This is a genomic window from Sphingobacterium sp. NPDC055346, from assembly GCF_053645235.1.
This window is the reverse complement of sequence record NZ_JBSHMI010000010.1, coordinates 60885-78216: the sequence shown is the minus strand read 5'-3', so window position 1 is coordinate 78216 and position 17332 is coordinate 60885. Positions and strand designations below refer to the sequence as shown.

At 41.8% G+C, this 17332-nt stretch carries 14 protein-coding genes; 5 read left to right on the top strand and 9 right to left on the bottom strand.

All coding sequences use genetic code 11. From position 1 onward, the window contains the following. Window positions 1-164: 164 nt before the first annotated feature. On the bottom strand, window positions 165-1352 hold the full coding sequence (locus ACWICE_RS18300) for an esterase (protein ID WP_454298956.1): 1188 nt from the start codon (window positions 1350-1352) through the stop codon (window positions 165-167). 140 nt (window positions 1353-1492) lie between these two features. Between ACWICE_RS18300 and purH the strand changes: the two genes are divergently transcribed. The 5 genes from purH to rimK all read left to right on the top strand — a co-directional run bounded on the left by purH (window position 1493) and on the right by rimK (window position 6487). Then, the gene (gene purH / locus ACWICE_RS18295; protein WP_185210460.1) at window positions 1493-3019 is read left to right on the top strand and encodes a bifunctional phosphoribosylaminoimidazolecarboxamide formyltransferase/IMP cyclohydrolase; all 1527 of its coding nucleotides are present in this window, start codon (window positions 1493-1495) and stop codon (window positions 3017-3019) included. Window positions 3020-3140: 121 nt separating this feature from the next. Further along, the gene (locus tag ACWICE_RS18290; RefSeq protein WP_185210461.1) at window positions 3141-3752 is read left to right on the top strand and encodes a hypothetical protein; all 612 of its coding nucleotides are present in this window, start codon (window positions 3141-3143) and stop codon (window positions 3750-3752) included. A gap of 141 nt (window positions 3753-3893) precedes the next feature. After that, a complete protein-coding gene (locus ACWICE_RS18285; RefSeq protein WP_454298955.1) occupies window positions 3894-5072 on the top strand; it encodes an AIR synthase related protein in 1179 nt (392 codons plus the stop codon). An 8-nt stretch (window positions 5073-5080) separates the two neighbouring features. Next, the gene (locus ACWICE_RS18280) at window positions 5081-5512 is read left to right on the top strand and encodes an ATP-dependent zinc protease family protein (RefSeq protein ID WP_185218196.1); all 432 of its coding nucleotides are present in this window, start codon (window positions 5081-5083) and stop codon (window positions 5510-5512) included. 39 nt (window positions 5513-5551) lie between these two features. After that, on the top strand, window positions 5552-6487 hold the full coding sequence (gene rimK / locus ACWICE_RS18275) for a 30S ribosomal protein S6--L-glutamate ligase (protein WP_185210464.1): 936 nt from the start codon (window positions 5552-5554) through the stop codon (window positions 6485-6487). Window positions 6488-6723: 236 nt separating this feature from the next. On the opposite strand, the gene ACWICE_RS18270 is transcribed toward rimK, so the two are convergent. The 8 genes from ACWICE_RS18270 to ACWICE_RS18235 all read right to left on the bottom strand — a co-directional run bounded on the left by ACWICE_RS18270 (window position 6724) and on the right by ACWICE_RS18235 (window position 17331). Continuing rightward, window positions 6724-9393: a DUF3857 domain-containing protein gene (locus tag ACWICE_RS18270; protein ID WP_454298954.1), complete on the bottom strand. Its 2670-nt coding sequence runs from the start codon at window positions 9391-9393 to the stop codon at window positions 6724-6726. Window positions 9394-9579: 186 nt separating this feature from the next. Next, the gene (locus ACWICE_RS18265; RefSeq protein WP_454298953.1) at window positions 9580-10455 is read right to left on the bottom strand and encodes a glycerophosphodiester phosphodiesterase family protein; all 876 of its coding nucleotides are present in this window, start codon (window positions 10453-10455) and stop codon (window positions 9580-9582) included. A 24-nt stretch (window positions 10456-10479) separates the two neighbouring features. Then, entirely contained in the window at window positions 10480-11076 is a 597-nt protein-coding gene (locus ACWICE_RS18260) for a histidine phosphatase family protein (protein WP_454298952.1), read from the bottom strand. Then, window positions 11077-12510, bottom strand: coding sequence for an FGGY-family carbohydrate kinase (locus ACWICE_RS18255; RefSeq protein ID WP_454298951.1), 1434 nt, complete (start codon window positions 12508-12510; stop codon window positions 11077-11079). Beyond that, window positions 12511-13959, bottom strand: coding sequence for an FGGY-family carbohydrate kinase (locus ACWICE_RS18250; protein ID WP_454298950.1), 1449 nt, complete (start codon window positions 13957-13959; stop codon window positions 12511-12513). A 2-nt stretch (window positions 13960-13961) separates the two neighbouring features. Further along, window positions 13962-14972 carry an NAD(P)-dependent oxidoreductase gene (locus ACWICE_RS18245; protein WP_454298949.1) on the bottom strand — a complete coding sequence of 337 codons (1011 nt, stop codon included), beginning with the start codon at window positions 14970-14972 and terminating at the stop codon, window positions 13962-13964. 35 nt (window positions 14973-15007) lie between these two features. Continuing rightward, the gene (locus ACWICE_RS18240) at window positions 15008-16261 is read right to left on the bottom strand and encodes an MFS transporter (RefSeq protein ID WP_454298948.1); all 1254 of its coding nucleotides are present in this window, start codon (window positions 16259-16261) and stop codon (window positions 15008-15010) included. A 143-nt stretch (window positions 16262-16404) separates the two neighbouring features. Further along, complete coding sequence (locus ACWICE_RS18235) at window positions 16405-17331, bottom strand: endonuclease/exonuclease/phosphatase family protein (protein WP_313259934.1); 927 nt, start codon at window positions 17329-17331, stop codon at window positions 16405-16407. Between the last annotated feature and the right edge of the window lies 1 nt (window position 17332).

Sequence of the window (17332 nt, the reverse complement as noted above, 5' to 3'; positions counted from 1 at the left end):
CTGATCCAGCATTCCATTAAACTCAAAATTTCCTAGGATACATCTTGACCTCATTCGAGACACATTCCGAATTTTCCGAATGTGTCTCGAATGAGGTCAAACTGAAACCCAAAGATTTCCTATCAAATAACTCTTATTTTACTTAGGATATTATTGCTCCTAGTCTAATCAAAATCTCGGAAGAGGAAGGTACCGAATTCCACTAAATAATCTCTCCAATTAGACCAAGTATGACCACCCTTGGATTCATGGTAAATATAATCCAATTTTATCTCATCCAACTTCTTCCTAAAATCAGCTCCAGTGTCATAAAGAAAATCATCTTCTCCCATACCTATCCAATATATTTCGTAATCATTTTCCTTTTGTTTCAGCAGATTTTCATCAAACTTATCATAGACCTCTCTTTTTATCTTATCATTGATTCTATAGGCAGCGGAAAACAAACCTACGTATCCAAATGTATTCGGATAGAAACTGGATATAAACATAGCATGGGATCCGCCCATGGACAGACCAGCTATTGCACGGTTTTTCTTATTCTTAATGACCCTATAATTCGACTCCACGAAGTTAATGACTTCATCAAAATTGGATTCCATATCTCCAGAACCTACATCGGGCGTAAAAAACTCGATATTATACTCTCCCTTTTCTGAAAAACCAGGGGCCGCTGAATTGCTGGTATGGCCATTAGGCATCACCACGATCATCGGCACTACCTTACCTTCATCAATCAAGTTGTCCATGATCTGCGCGACCCGACCGAGGGTTGGCCATGCATCTTCATCCCCTCCCATTCCATGTAATAAATACAGCACTGGAAATTTCTCCTTGGAAGATTCATAACCTGGCGGGGTGTAAACGGTCATTCTACGTTCGGATTTATTGATCCGAGAGGGATACCACTGCTTGATCATGGAACCATGAGGCACGGACATGGTCTTATAATAATCTGCATTCCCATCATTGGTTATGAAGTAATTGAAGACACTACCCACGTCCCTCACCTGGTACACATTCAAAGGATCATTTATTCGCACGCCATCAACAATAAAATTATAGAGAAATAGGTCTGACCCTAAACTATCCTGTTTAACCGACCATAGCCCAGAAGCATCCTTTTTCATAGCAACCCTAGGCAGTTCTTGCGGCTTTTGAACCATCCAATTTCCCGTCAAATAAACAGTTTTTGCGTCAGGTGCAACCAAATTAAAGGTTACCGTATTGTCTGCTGCAACGATAGGGGAACTGACTTTGGTCTCTTTAGCGCCAATGTTTTCCTGAGCAATTCCGCCCAAACCGATGAGGACGAGGGACAAGGTCATTAGAAATATAAGGTGATTTTTCATGGTCAATTTTTTGTTTTAGAATTGGATAATCCAATATACTAATAATTTAAAACTGTTTAGCCGAGGCATTTTAATTAAGTGATAAAATTCAAGAAAATTATATTTTAAATAATTATCTTTGCGGCTCCAAACAAAACGCAATGAATCATCCTGTTAAGATTAAAAATGCATTGGTTTCAGTTTATTATAAAGATAACCTTGCACCTCTAATTCAACTACTAAACAAATTCGGAGTTACTTTTTATTCCACTGGCGGTACTGAGTCCTTTATCCGTGATTTAGATATCCCAGTAGAACGTGTTGAAGATTTAACCGGTTACCCTTCCATTTTAGGTGGCCGTGTAAAAACGCTTCACCCGAAAGTATTCGGTGGAATTTTGTCTCGCCGTCCGTTGGCAGACGACAAAAAACAATTAGAGGAATACGAAATCCCAGAGATCGATTTAGTAATCGTAGATCTTTACCCATTTGAAGAAACTGTAGCTTCTGGTGCATCAGAGCAAGATATCATCGAGAAGATTGACATCGGTGGTATTTCATTGATCCGTGCTGCGGCAAAAAACTTCAATGATGTGGTCATTATTTCTTCGAAAAACGACTATACCGAACTGGAAGAAATCTTAGCGGCACAAGAAGGTGCAACTTCTCTTGAACAACGTAAATCATTCGCTAAACGCGCATTCAATACTTCTTCGCATTACGATACTGCTATCTTCAATTACTTCAATCAAGAAGAGCCTCTAGACGTATTCAAACAATCGGAACAAAATGCACAAGTTCTTCGTTACGGAGAGAATCCACACCAAAAAGGTGTTTTCTATGGTAACCTTGACGCTATGTTCGATAAATTGAACGGTAAAGAGCTTTCATACAACAACCTGGTTGACGTAGATGCTGCTGTAGCCATTATCGATGAATTCAACGAACCTACTTTCGCTATCCTTAAGCATACCAATGCTTGTGGAGTAGCTTCAAGACCTACTATCAAGGCAGCTTGGGAAGCAGCATTAGCTTGTGACCCTGTTTCAGCTTTCGGTGGCGTATTGATTACCAATGGCGAAGTGGATAAAGCAACCGCGGAAGAAATCAACAACCTATTCTTTGAAGTATTGATCGCTCCTTCGTACACTGAAGAAGCTTTACAGATCTTGACTGCTAAGAAAAACAGAATTATCCTTCGCCGCAAAGAGGTTAAATTACCTACGCAGCAATTCAAAACTCTATTGAACGGAGTAATCCAACAAGATAAGGACAATACCGTAGAAGGTCCTGAACAGATGACTGCTGTAACGGAGGTAAAACCTAGTGAAGAACAGTTGAAAGATCTATACTTTGCAAATAAGATTGTTAAACACACCAAGTCGAACACTATTGTATTCGCTAAAGATGGTACCTTGATCGCTTCAGGAGTTGGTCAAACGTCACGTGTGGATGCATTGAAGCAAGCGATCGAAAAAGCACAATCTTTCGGTTTTGAAATCAAGGGCAGCGTTATGGCATCGGATGCATTCTTCCCATTCCCTGACTGTGTTGAAATTGCTGGAGAAGCTGGTGTAACAGCAGTTTTGCAACCAGGCGGATCAATCAAAGATCAATTGTCAATTGATATGGCCAACGAAAAAGGAGTTGCTATGGTAACGACTGGCGTTCGTCACTTCAAACATTAATAAAAAAATTAAGCTCAGGCTGATACAAAAGCCCTTCGTAATTCATACGAAGGGCTTTTTTGTTGCTGCATATCCTTGGAATTATTTTTGTACTTCCATAGGCAGACTATTAAAAAATTATATGAAACAACTAGCAATATGTTCACTGGCAGCGGTCCTAGCTTTATCCGCTTGCCAAGGAAATAAAAATTCAGGGAATACACTTTCAGATAGCAGTTTGGTAGCAAATACGGATGGGAATGACAGTTCAGTGGCAGCAAGCACGGATTCGACATTGCTGGTCCGAGAAAACTTTGAAAGGATCAATGCTATCAAAGATTGGGATAAAATAGACTCTGCACAAGTACATGAGTCAACTGAAGGCGGTGTGGCCACATATTACTTCAAGAACAACAAATTAGAACTTATCAAGGCGAGGAACTATGGTGAAGGTGGTTATTCCTTGCAGGACATGTACCTGAAAGATGATAAGCTGTCTTTCGTATTTGAGCAGCAGTACAATTACAATACACATATCATAGACCCGAAATTTGACATGGACAAAACCAAAAAGGCGGGCGAGGTACGGTATTATTTTATGAACGATAAATTGTTCAATCTCATTGCAACCGATAAGGAAAATGAAAAATACCTGAAGGAAGATCCAAGGACAGATACACTCATGTTGCATTTGTTCAATCAATTAATCAAGGTCAAGGACAATGGTTACGACCCGAAAGGGATCTCGGAATAAGGTTTTTAAGGTATTTACAGGTCTCAGGAAGCTTCTGTCAACTATGATTATCGGGCATTAAAAGGAAGATGTCGAATTGCAAACCTCTCTAAACGAAAATTTTTCGCTATAATCGGGAGGTTTGCTTATTTTTGCAGCAAGATGTCAGATTTAAAATACAACCAACGAGGTGTATCCGCAGGGAAAGAGGATGTACACAACGCAATCAAAAACATTGACAAGGGATTATTCCCGAAAGCTTTCTGTAAGATTGTTCCAGATATTCTAGCAGCTGATGAGCAATATTGCAACATTATGCATGCAGACGGTGCCGGAACAAAATCTTCCTTAGCCTATGTTTATTGGAAAGAAACCGGAGATGCATCCGTTTGGCGTGGCATTGCGCAAGATGCCATTATCATGAACTTGGACGACCTATTATGCGTTGGGGCTATTGACAATATTATTCTTTCATCGACCATCGGCAGAAACAAGAACCTGATTCCAGGTGAAGTGATTGCCGAAATCATCAATGGTACCGAGGTAATCCTTGCTGAATTACGTGAATTGGGTATCGGCATCTACTCTACAGGTGGAGAAACAGCTGATGTGGGCGATTTGGTGAGGACTATCATCGTAGATAGCACCGTGACCTGCCGCATGAAGCGTGAAGATGTTATTTCTAATCATAAGATCAAAGATGGCAATGTGGTTGTCGGTTTAGCATCTTATGGAAAGGCTACTTACGAAAAAGAATATAACGGTGGTATGGGATCTAATGGTCTGACATCAGCCCGCCATGACGTGTTCAGTAAGTACATTGCCGAGAAATATCCTGAAAGTTTTGACCCTGCTGTTCCTTATGACTTAGTCTTTGCTGGAGGTAAGGCATTGACTGACATGGTTAAAACTGAAACAGGAGAAGAAGTAAGTGCCGGAAAATTAGTACTTTCGCCTACGCGCACTTATGCACCGGTGATCAAACAGATCTTGGACAAATACCGTAGCCAGATTGATGGTATGGTACATTGTTCAGGAGGTGCTCAGACAAAGGTGCTGCATTTCGTAGACGATGTTCATGTTATCAAGGACAATCTTTTTCCAATTCCGCCACTGTTTGAATTGATCCAGAAAGAATCCAACACCGATTGGCAAGAAATGTATAAAGTATTCAATATGGGTCACCGTATGGAACTTTATGTTCCTGAGGAAATCGCTGCTGATATCATCAAGATCTCTGAATCTTTTGGTATCCCTGCCCAGATTATTGGTCGTGTGGAAGCTGCAGACAAGAAAAAAGTGACCATCCGTTCACCTTTTGGAGAATTTGTATACGAATAGACTAGGCAGTGAGAGGTAAAAAAACCATTGGCAGAACAGAAACCATTGACCTACCGGAACTAGGTCTATACAATATTCACGCAAAGACGGATACCGGCGCTGAAACCTCTGTTCTACATTGCGAAGAAATGGAAGTGGTAAAAAAAGCTGGCCACCTTTACATTACCGCCTATATCAGGCCAAACGAAGACAGTGAAAAAACCCTGAAACTGACTTTCCCTGTACACAGAGAAAGGACAGTAAAAAGTTCTTTTGGACAATCGGAGATACGCTATATCTTTTTGACCAAGATTCGTATGTTTAACGAGCTATATGATATCAAATTGTCCTTTCGAAATCGATCCGCCATGTCCTACCCCATGCTATTGGGACGTAATTTTATTACGGGGAAATTCTTGGTCGATGTATCTAAAAAAAACTTAGCAACAAACATCATATAAAACTCATAACATCGTTATCTGTTTAACAAATAAAGAATTGTGAAAATAGCTGTATTATCGACTAATAGGTCATTATATTCTACCCGTAGACTGGTAGAATCCGCCATAAATAGAGGTCACGAATGCGAAGTGATCGACCATAGCAAATGCTATGTAGGCATACAACAAGCAAAACCATCCATTCATTATAAAGGTCAAGATATTGCAGAGGTTGACGCTGTCATCCCTAGAATTGGTTCTTCAGTAACCTTCTATGGATCGGCAATTGTCCGCCAGTTTGAGGTCATGGGTGTCATTTCAGCCAACCCGTCCCAAGCGATCACTCGCTCAAGGGACAAACTGCGCTGCATGCAGATCCTTTCAGGTGCTGGCCTTGGTTTACCGATCACGGGTTTCGCCAGGACAGCCTCAAATGTGGACGACCTGATCTCCATGGTTGGAGGTGCTCCATTGGTCATCAAATTATTGGAAGGGACGCAAGGGATCGGAGTTGTATTAGCCGAAACTAAAAAAGCTGCCTCATCAGTAATTGAAGCTTTCTACGGACTCGGAAACAATATCTTGATCCAAGAATATATCAAAGAAGCTAAAGGTACCGATATCCGTGCTTTCGTAGTAGACGGCAAGGTTGTAGGTGCCATGAAAAGAACGGCCAAAGAGGGTGAATTCCGCTCGAACCTACACCGTGGTGGTACCGCTGAAGTTGTTAAATTAACCAGGACAGAAAGGGAAACTGCTATTGCAGCTGCCCGTGCTATGGGATTGACCGTGGCGGGTGTGGATTTGCTACCTTCAGCACGTGGACCATTGATCTTAGAGGTAAACTCCTCCCCTGGCCTCGAAGGAATCGAACAGGCAACCGGAAAGGATATCGCCGGAGAGATCATTAAATATCTGGAAAGACAGTATGAAGCCAAACAATTGGCTAAACCGATTACGACCAGAAGGAAAATCAAAAAGGAAAGTAATCTTTAGACATAAGACAAGAGACAAAAGACAATAGACCTATGTCTTTTGAACCAGGATTAATGGGATAAGAGGATGGACCAAGATCGAGGTATGAACCAGGATTAAAGGGATATGAGGATTGGCCAAGATTGAGGGGGATATTGCACAATAAATGCATTATCCTTCTTGGGGGATTATCGCATACGCCCGCAACATTAACCAAAAATTACAAACCCCTATAACGCATATTAAACTCTCCTATTCTAACTATTCAAGGGATGGGGTCCATAGTTTTCCGGGGATGGATTTTCTGATTCAGATGATGGCTCCGAATTGGATGTTTCATTTTCACCTAAGTAGTAATATCTATCTTTTTGATAAGGTACCGTAAAGGTTCGTTTAACTCTTTTTGAAACCACCAGATAAATAGACCAAGCCATGACTATGAGAATTGTCCAGAGGTCTCCAGGACTCATAAAGCCCCAGACCAAGCCATCTGGATAAATAAGGGAAAATGAGAAATTTGATAAGATCATGATGACCAACCCTCCAATATTCACGATAAAATAGGTCTGTGGAAAGATATCTCTTCGTTGAAAAAACAATATACAGGAATAGATATTAGAAGCTAAATATACAGCATAAAAAGCCAGGTAAAACATTAAATAGAGCAGTAAATAAGTATAGGCATTCCCTGCATTTTCAAGCATAGCCCATAGCGAATTACTGATTGGAGAAAAATTGACGAAGAACAACCCTAGCAAGACAAAGTTCGCAACAACGAGCTTGATTGCCAGAATGATTAACCAACCGCCAATTTCTCTCTGTTCATACTCATGATATAGATTGATTAATCCAGTTGGTTTTGTTTTCACCAATTTCTTCAACAAAAAGTAAATTGTACCAGCAAGGATGACAATAAACATCAAAAGTGCCCCAAAATTTATCTTGACAAATTGAATGGCACCCGTTGAGCCAATCACAAGCTCATCATTATTATCCACAAAATAGGAATAACTCAATCCATCGTCCATGACCTTGAAATCATCCACGTATTGCTGAACCTCGTCCATGGGAACAAAAGAATCGTTACTGCGAAAGGTAATTGAAACCATGAGGGTATCCTTATCGAAAGACTGGGATCTTGAATACCAATAAGCTTGCCGATCAAGCACCTTTTCTTCACGTTGGAAAAAGCCTAAGGGTTTATTGTTCTTGTTGACAATCTTGATTTCATGATTCACATTCATAGGAAAGTTCAATGAAATTGGTTCCAGTGTGCCATCTTCTACGTTTGGCAAACGATCATAAATGTATTTAGAATATGCTGGCGCTGCATTTTGTGAGTCCTCTTGCAGGAAATAATCTTCCAAGAGGTATTCTTCTTTAATAGTCAAGATATTGTTGGCTAGATCATCATTTATGTCCAATGGGCTGATATTTTTAGCCTTTCTATAAATTTTTTGGAAATAGTCCTCATATTCTCGTTGCAACTGGTTCTTTGCGGAGCTTTTCAGTAATGTGCGCATACGCTCTGCCTCATGATCATAATAGGTACTTGTGACCTTAAGATTGGCTTTACCATCATCCAAGATCTGAATGACATCAACAATTTTCACAAAATAAGCATTGTTAGGTATCGGCTTTCTTACTTCGGAAAGCTTAGTTCCATTTTCAAGGAATAGGACTTTACCGTAATAGGGAAAATATCGATTCAGAATGTATCCTCCTTGATCACTGATCGTTGGATCGACAGCAATCATTTTACCGTCCAGCACTGCTGCCAATACCATGTGGTTAAACGCAAATGGGTTCGGCTGTACTTTATCCAATTCCTTGTCCTGATAGGTATTAGCTAATATCAAAGAAGACCCTATTCCCTTGCTCTTGAGCATGGAAGCCAATAACAGTGATTTATCCTTACAATCCCCATATCGTTGATTATAGACCACTTCAGGAAGATGAGCACGATGGGAATGTTCGCCCAATTCAATTCCCATATAACGGATGGAGTTCTGAACGAAGTCCAGGCTTTTCTCAAAATATTTCAGACTATCTCCTCCAGCCTCCTGCCAAAGTTTTTGCACCTCCTTATCCAAAGCTGAGCCGGTTTTAATATTAGGGATCGGATTGATCCTCTTCGCCCAATCTGCAACTTGCCTCCAAGTAGAGAATTCAGAAACCTCAACACGAGGGGTATTATCAAACCAGCTGGGTGTATACAATCCCGTTTCTTCGGACGCATTCATGGGTTGCTCCCAATAATAATAGGTTAAATTACCATTTATCTGCTTTTTCTCGACTGCTGCACCCTTTTGTTTTCGGATATTTAGTATACGGCCCTCAGGAACAATATAAACTAGGTGTAACAGACCATTTGGTTCGGTACCTTCTAAATAATAGGTGTTCGCAAATTTCCCTTCAAATACGGGGTTAAAACCGATTAGGGAATAGGAAAACACAATCTTATCATCTTTCCTGACATCATCCAAAACAGCAACTGCGGAATAAATACCATTGTATATCATTCTCGAAAGTTCAGTCTCGACGGCTACAGTCTTGAATTTAGAAAGATCCAAGCGATTTAATACTTTACCATCTCTAATAACATTAAGTTCATGGATAACCAATTTCTGGTACGTGGGATCAAAGCTGACGCTCGCCTGCCCCGCATTTTCGGCTCCCGCTGCCTCGCTAACGACTTTGATGGTCCTGTTGAAATGGGTCTGGTTCTGCAGATTATATTGGTTTTCGATCAATTCAAAATAATAGCCCATACTGATATCATTCAAATCGATGGATTGGGGCTTCATTTGGCTTGCTCTCAACCAAGTAGGAAGATTGGCCTTGCTAATGCTTACTGCCGATTGGGCCCATAAAACAGTGCTGCAAACCAGTAATAGGAGAACGGTTAAAAAAATTGGTTTTCTCATGTGTTAATAATCAGTAAACGAAGATACTGATTATTCAAGATGCTTCATCCGGTAAACAAAAATTATTAACGACTGATAAACAACAACTTAAACAGGTTTAATTATCAATAAGCGCTAGAATCATTATAAAACAAAAAAGGAAACCAGTACCGGTTTCCTCAATCTATAAACTTAATTAATCCTAGGTTATTTTAAGGCTTTGCTAACTTCAATCGGCAGATCGGATTCCAAAACAGTTGCTCCGTCTGCAAAAACAGCCCTATACTTTTCAGCACGCTCCTCAACCGTTGCCAACTTATCGTATGTAGGTGCTGTTGATATCATGCATAACACGCCCTTTTCCTTAAAGAAAGTGTACATGGCTTGGTTCGAAGGTTTGATCTCAGGTCCGATATAAACGATCATTCGATCGTAAGGAAGCCCCGAGGCCTTAAAGGCTTCTAAATCCTTTTCTGTCTTGATGTGCATGGACAGATATTGTTTGGGATTTTTATCCAAATAGAACTTGGCCTGCTCCACATTGTGAACTGTAACCCAAACCCAAGCATAGGCATTATGCTTGCGGATGATTTCAGCCGTCATTTCCATCGGGAGATCCTTCTTGTCCAGATTTAAGATCGTCTTGCCTTTAGCCCATTTGATCATTTCCTCCAGAGTATTGATCTTATACTTGGTAGGGTTGCCTTGATGATCCTTTAATTTTAATGCCTGAAGCTCTTTCCATGTGAAATCAGCTACTTTTCCCTTTCCGCTGGTCGTACGTTCCAACGTGGCATCATGTACCATGACAGGCACGCCATCCTTGGTTAAACGAGGATCAACCTCAAAGATCGCGGAGGTATGCTTTAGGACTGCCTCCATGGAAGGAATGGAATTTTCTGGCATCTGGTCCTCAATGGTCCCCCGATGTCCGGAGATAATCTTCTTTCCTGGTTGATACTTGAAGTACTCATACATTTCCTCAACAGTTTTGAAATTGAGTTTGTGCAGTTTTTGGGAAAATGCAGGAGCAGCCTGCATCATAGCTATCAAAGTAAATAGGACTAAATGGGATTTCTTCATAGGGTTTTTGTTGAAGCTCTAAAATTAAGCATTCAATTTTAACAAATTGAAACCTGAATGTTTATCTAATGTTATCAAGGTCAATGCAGAGTTCTCTTGCACGATCCTTCTATAGTTCTTTAAAGGCATACCCAGCTGTTGCGCCATGAACAGTCTGTTCACTCCATTATGTCCGACCACCAAAATGGTCTGCCCATCATATTTCTCCAACAGCTCAGCATAGAAACTCTCCAAACGATTGATCACTTGGCTTGCATTTTCACCCGTCCTTCCAGCTTCAAAGCTTGCTGGATCTGACAACCAGTTGTACCATGAATTTGGATCTTCGGCAATGAAATCTTCAGATCGCTTGCCTTCCCATTGGCCAAAATCGACTTCAATCAAGCGTTCATCGACTTGAACCACATCGGGTCTTCCGGAAGCAATCTCCGCGGTGTTTTTCGCTCGTTGCAATGGAGAACAAAAGATCTGATCAAAACTGTATTCCTTAAGCAGCTCATTCATACGCTTGGCTTGGGAAAGACCTTTTTCCGTTAAAGGAATATCAGTCCGTCCGCAATATTTATTACCCTCTGCATTATAGGCAGTTTCTCCGTGTCTCAAAAGACAGATTGTTATCATCTATAAATAGTTTAAATCTTTCAATTTATTTTTAAAGTCTTTGTACTGTACTTGGTAGGAAGCATGCAACTGAGGATCTGGATCCACCATTTTTTCAATGGCTGTCATATGCTCTGATGCTTCGGTCAAGGTCTGGTAAAAGGTATTGGAAGCGGCCATGATAGCTGCACCAAAGGCACCGCTTGCCTCTTTGCACTTGTAGATGGGCACATTCAGCGCAGAAGCCCTGATCTTTAACCAGACATCACTGTTACTGCCTCCTCCTGCAGAATAAACCGCATCGATCTTTTCTCCTGAAAGCTCTTCGATAATATCGTATGCTAATTTTTCTATAAAAGCTACTCCTTCCAGATTTGCGGCAAACAGCTTCTCGCGACTGATGTTGTCGGGAGCAAATCCCTTGGCATGGGAAGCCATAATGGGGTATCGCTCTCCTTCTTGGAGTAGTGGCCAAGCCAACTCATTGGTCGGGATCAGGTGCGAAGCTTCTTGGTTGAGTTCTTCTAACCCCTCTGCAAACTGTAGAGAAATCCAATCTGCACCGGTGTTGCTGGCTCCTCCTGGCATCCAATAACCTTCTGGATGTCTATGGCTGTATAATCTGCCTAATGGATCTACGACGTTGTTTTTCGTTACGCCTTTGATTACAAGGGTTGTTCCAATCGTGCTGTTCCAAGTACCAGGCTTGACAGCTCCTGAAGCCATTTGTGTAGCGCAGCCATCAGTCATGCCCACGACCACCTTGATTTCGGGAATGCCCCATTCCTCAGCCAAGGCTGGCAATAGTGATCCCACCACGGTTCCTGAGGGTACTACTTCCTGTAACCACTCTCCTTTTAGGCCGATCTCTTCGGTTACATAAGTAGGCCATTCCAGTTTCTCCAGATCATAAGCGGATTTCAACACATTGGTATAGTCGGTCACTTGGTAGTTTCCGCAAAGTTTCCCTACGAGGAAATCTGAAGCATGGATCCATTGTGCGATATCCTGAACCTTTTCAGGATAGGTTTCGATATACCAAAGCATTTTGCTGATTCCGCTGGATGCATTGAATCCGGTATAGCCATGTGGCACGTTTCTTTCTGCGATCGCTTTGATTCGCTTTCCCTGTTCAGCTGACCGGGGATCGCTGTACATGATGGCGGAATGTAAGGGTTGGTTCTGGTTATCCAAAGGTATGACCGTTCCTGATGTTGAGGTAACGGAGATAGCAAGGATATCTTTTTTGTCAATGTTATCTGGAAGTTCCTGGATCAGCTTGGATAACATCTCCTTACAATCTTTCCACCATAGCTGCGGCGATTGCTCCTCACGGAATTTATCATCCAATTGGAATTTTCGGGAATCAGAAGCTAACAATTCACCTTTCTCATCCACCAAAACGACCCTCGCTCCCTGGGTCCCGACATCTAATCCAAAAAAATATGTACTCATCTAGGAAACTACTTCTTTAAAGGTTTTACGAGCATTTTTCCACTCTTGATATAGTTTTTCAAACTCCTCATGGTCTTTCGGGTGTATCTCTTCCAATAACTCCGGACTCACGTTCTTGACACCTAAAGCATCATTGCAGAGGAAAACACCACCCAGCACGGAAGCTTGGCGGAAGGTATCCCTGATCTTGATGCTCTTTCCAAACAGGTTGGCAATAAACTGACGCAGTTTGCGGCTCTCCACCCCGCCGCCACAAGCCCAGATGTAGGACTCTTGGTGTGGAGAGACCACACTCAGGAACTTATAGTTCTCATAGATACTGCAGGCAATATCCCATAAAATCGCAAAAACAAAGCTCCCGCGAGTTAATTGATGGGATACCGGTGCATTGAAGATAAAACCTCCCTTGGTCAAGGGTTCTTCTTCATCTGCAATCAAAGAACCTAACGAAGCCACACACTGCGAATAGGTTGCATCTTCTAATTCTTTTTCAATGACATCATAGCCCTCATTCGGATAGAAAATCTCCTTCAGACGTTGATAATTAAGCCCTGTCACGCCGGCATTGGCCTCTAGGATAAAATTATCCGCATCGATATGCCTGCTGGTCCAAGTCCGCTGCTCGGCATCTTTTTCATAGCTACCGACTATCTTAATGATTGGTGTAGTCGTACCCGAAACGATGACAACGTCATTAGCCGAAGGTTCCATACTACGGATGGCCAATTGGGTGTCCCCTCCACCAACAACTACTACTGCCGCTGGATTGATACCAAAAGCGGTCGAGACGTCTGTTTTGATATCGCCCAGGATCGATCCTGAATCTTTCAAATCTGGTAAGATGCTGGAGGAAAGGTTGAATTGATCCAATAATTCTTGGGACCATGATTTCTTTGCCACATCGTACAACAAGGTTTCAGAAGCTTGAGAATGCTCGTATCCTGCAACCCCTGAAAACTGGAATTGGATCCAGTCACTGATGCTCATGACACAGGCAATCTGTTCAAATAGTTCTGGATATACTTCCCTTACTCCGACAAGCTTGAAAGCAGAAAATAATGATGTAGGGTAACGACCAGAAAGATCATAGACCAGATCTTTATCTTGTAAGTCGATTTCCCATTTTCTTCCTCGATGGTCGATATTAGGCATGCCGAGCAATGGCTTTCCTTCTTGGTCAACCACCACAATACCTTCCCTTTGGCTAGTTGCTGTGATAGCATTGATCTTCACCGCTCCAGATTCTGCCATTGCTTCTTTCGAAAGCTTCAGGATCTGTGACCACAGCTCTTCAGGATTGAAGAAGATGGAGTCTTCATATTGAGTATCCGTTTCGTAATGAACGTTTTCTCTTTTGATACTTAATATTTCGCCATCGATACCACAGATTGCAACGCGTGCATTTCCTGTGCCGATGTCGACGATTAAATAAGCTTCTTTTGTTGCCATGTTTAGCTAATTGATGTGTTCTCTAAAACTGCTTTGTTGACAAGCTGTTTGATAGATTTATTACCCTTATGGAAAAACTCCCTAAGGTTGTTGTTCATGATAAATGCGTGGTGGTCTTCTACCTCATGGGTAGCACCAGCGATATGCGGCGTTGCAATGACATTCTTGTTCAGGATCATCTTGTAGTCAATCTCATCGGGTGGCTCATTGTAGAATACATCCAAAACGGCACCACGGATTTGCCCACCTTCGATCACTTCCAATAAATCTTCACGATTGACAACCGTCGCACGCGCTGTATTCACAAAAATCGCATCTTTATTCAACAATGAAAGATATTTCTTGTCTATCATTCCTGTAGTCTCTGGCGTAACGGGCAAATGGATTCCTACCACATCACATGTAGCGAACAGTTCTTCTAATTCAACCTTTTTGAAATCTCTGTTAGGGTCTGTAAAATAAGGGTCGAAATAATAGATCTCACAAGGAAAGTTGACCAACATCCTTGCAATATGCTGTCCTACGGCACCAAATCCGACCATACCGACCTTTTTCCCTGCAAGCTCATTTCCTTTGAACTGTAAATAAGAAGTATGTGCGCCTTCTCCCCAGTTTTTTCCTTCTAACCAATCGATAGCCGGAACGGTATTTCTCATCAAAGTGATGACATTAGCAATAAACATCTCTGCGACTGCCTGTGCATTCCTTGCCGGAGTATTGAATACGGGAATACCTAATTCTGTAGCGACCTTCAAATCGATATTCGATGGGGTACCACGGCATATGCCGACAAATTTCAAGTTCGGGTTCTCACGCAATACCTCCTCTGAGATTTCATCATGTTCGGAAATCAAGGCATCAACCCCTGTCTCCTTCAATAACGCTTTTAGTTCTGCTGGATTATAGGCGCGTCCATTTGGTTTCCATGAACGGTAAATGACTTCATCAAAAAGACCTTTCAATTCATTCAAAGCTTTTTCGTTCTCATAAGGCGCAGTTAGCAATACTTTCATAGGTTGTTATTCTATTTTTAATCTAAATTCTTTAATTATACGGTATTCAATTCTTTCTCCGATTCCCTCAGCTCTCCTTCTGGAATCGTGATAAATTTTGTCAATACTGCGCTGATCAGATATAATACAGCCAATACCCAAATCACCCCCTCACTTCCAATGGTGCCGATCAACAATCCTACGATCGCTGGCCCCACAAAAACTGGCAGTCCAGCTCCAAGGTTCAGGATGGCCATTGCTGCTCCTTTATCCTCCTTCACCAATGAAGGCACTAATGCGGATAAAGGAACATAGCCGGCCAAAAGCCCTCCCCAAGCTATACCTGCCGCCATTACCGCCCAATAGGCTCCTCCGAACCATACCGGCGAATAATAGAAAAGGACCGTGGTAATCGCACAGCCAACGCCACCAAACCACATAATGGTGCGTTGCCAGCCTAAACGATCGCCTACAAATCCAAATATTAAGTTAAATGCAATGTTACTCGTGAAAATGGTTCCCCAGATCTGTAACCATTCTTTGGTATTGAATCCATGTTCTGCCATATACATCGGCAAGAACACCGGAAATGCAAACTGGGCAGTCGTATTGATTACCCTCACAATTCCTCCGATCAATACCTTGGGCTCCTTTTTGACAATGGTCAGTCCATTCATCAACTCCTGAGCTTTTGAACCTTTGGAAGCTTTTGTTTCAAACTTATCCCTGTTCAGGACCAGTGCAAAAAATGCACCTATCAAGACCCACAGTATAGAAGACCAAAGTGTGTTTTCATAACCCATTTTGTCCAATGCCCAACTCGAATAGTAGGCTCCCAGCACATTCAGCCCTCCAGTGAACACAAACCAAAACCAACCTACTGCTCTGCCCAACATATTGTTTGGACTACGGTAGTTGATCCAGACCATAAAGGAATAGGCAAACAGAGGATAGCCAAAGCCTCGGATGGCATAGAATAACAGCATGGCATTGTAATCCAATTTGGCCATTCCCATGGACACAAAACCTACGGTCCCGATCAGATACAACAGCAAACCCATGAACATGGATTTACGCGGTCCATAACTCTCTGCCAATACGCCAGAAAACCAGGAAGAGATTGCAATGGTAATTCCATATACTGTGAAGAGAGCCGCCGACTGCTCCATACTCATGCCATGACTGACAAGGTAAGGACTGAGCCATCCCTGCTCTACCCCATCACCCATCATGAAGATAAGTATACCAAGGTAACCCCATTTTAAATGACTAGGTATACCTAGTCTATCCATTGTGCTTTGCTGTGCCATTAAATTTAGTTAAGGTTTAAATTGAAATTTGTGTTTAAGTAAAATAAAAATAAACAAAATATAACATAATTAAACCTATTCACCCTAAAAAAAGAACAGTACCATGAACTGTTCTTTTTTTGCTGTTTATTTGAATCGTTTCTTTATTGATACGCCAATACGGCACTCACAAAATAATGATCGCTTGGCAGAACGCCTTTATAGCTATCCTTGATGATGTTTGTGTCTACGGCCTTCAAAGGTCCGTTCAGGAAGATAAAGTCAATTTTCTTGGACTTCTTCCTGTTCGGGTCATTTCCCTTAAATCCATGGGTTGTACCCTCAGGGACTTCATTTCCTCGGACCTGCACATAAGAATCTTTCCATCCCGCATCAATAACATCCTGATAAACCTTAGAATCCATCCCCACATTAAAGTCCCCGGTCAAGATCTGCGGAAAGTCAGTTTGATATTGCGCAGCCTCATCCAGCACCACCTTGATCTGCCCTTCCTTGGCTTCATTACTGACATGGTCCAAGTGCAGGTTTGTTAAACGGATTTCCTTATTAGTTTTTTTATCCAGCAACCTTACAAACACTGCGTTCCTCGCTCTTGCTGAACCCCAGGAAAGGCTTCCTGCCTTTAAGGGGGTTTCCGACAGCCAATAGGTACTGGCTGTCAACAGATCAAATCTCTTTTTGGAAAACAATATAGGGTTCTTGGCAATGCCATGATAACCTTCCTTAAACTGATCCATTTCAGGGCCATCAAATCCAAAAGCAAAGTAATCTTTCAGGTTTTCCTTGAGATCCAAAAACTGACCTTTCAAAACCTCTTGAAAACCTATTAAATCTGCTTTCTCCTTTTTAATGATTGCCAAACAGGCATCTCGGCGATCTTTCCAGCCTAAGCCTTTTGCGGCATCTTCCTCTAGATCAACCCGGATATTACAAGTCAGCACCTTAATCTGATCACCCTGTGCAGGAGCAACAGCAGCCTGTAAATCCAGCTTCGCCAATAATGGCATTGCTGACAACAAACCTACTTTCTTAAAGAATTCCCTGCGATTGGATATTTCGGAACGTTTCATT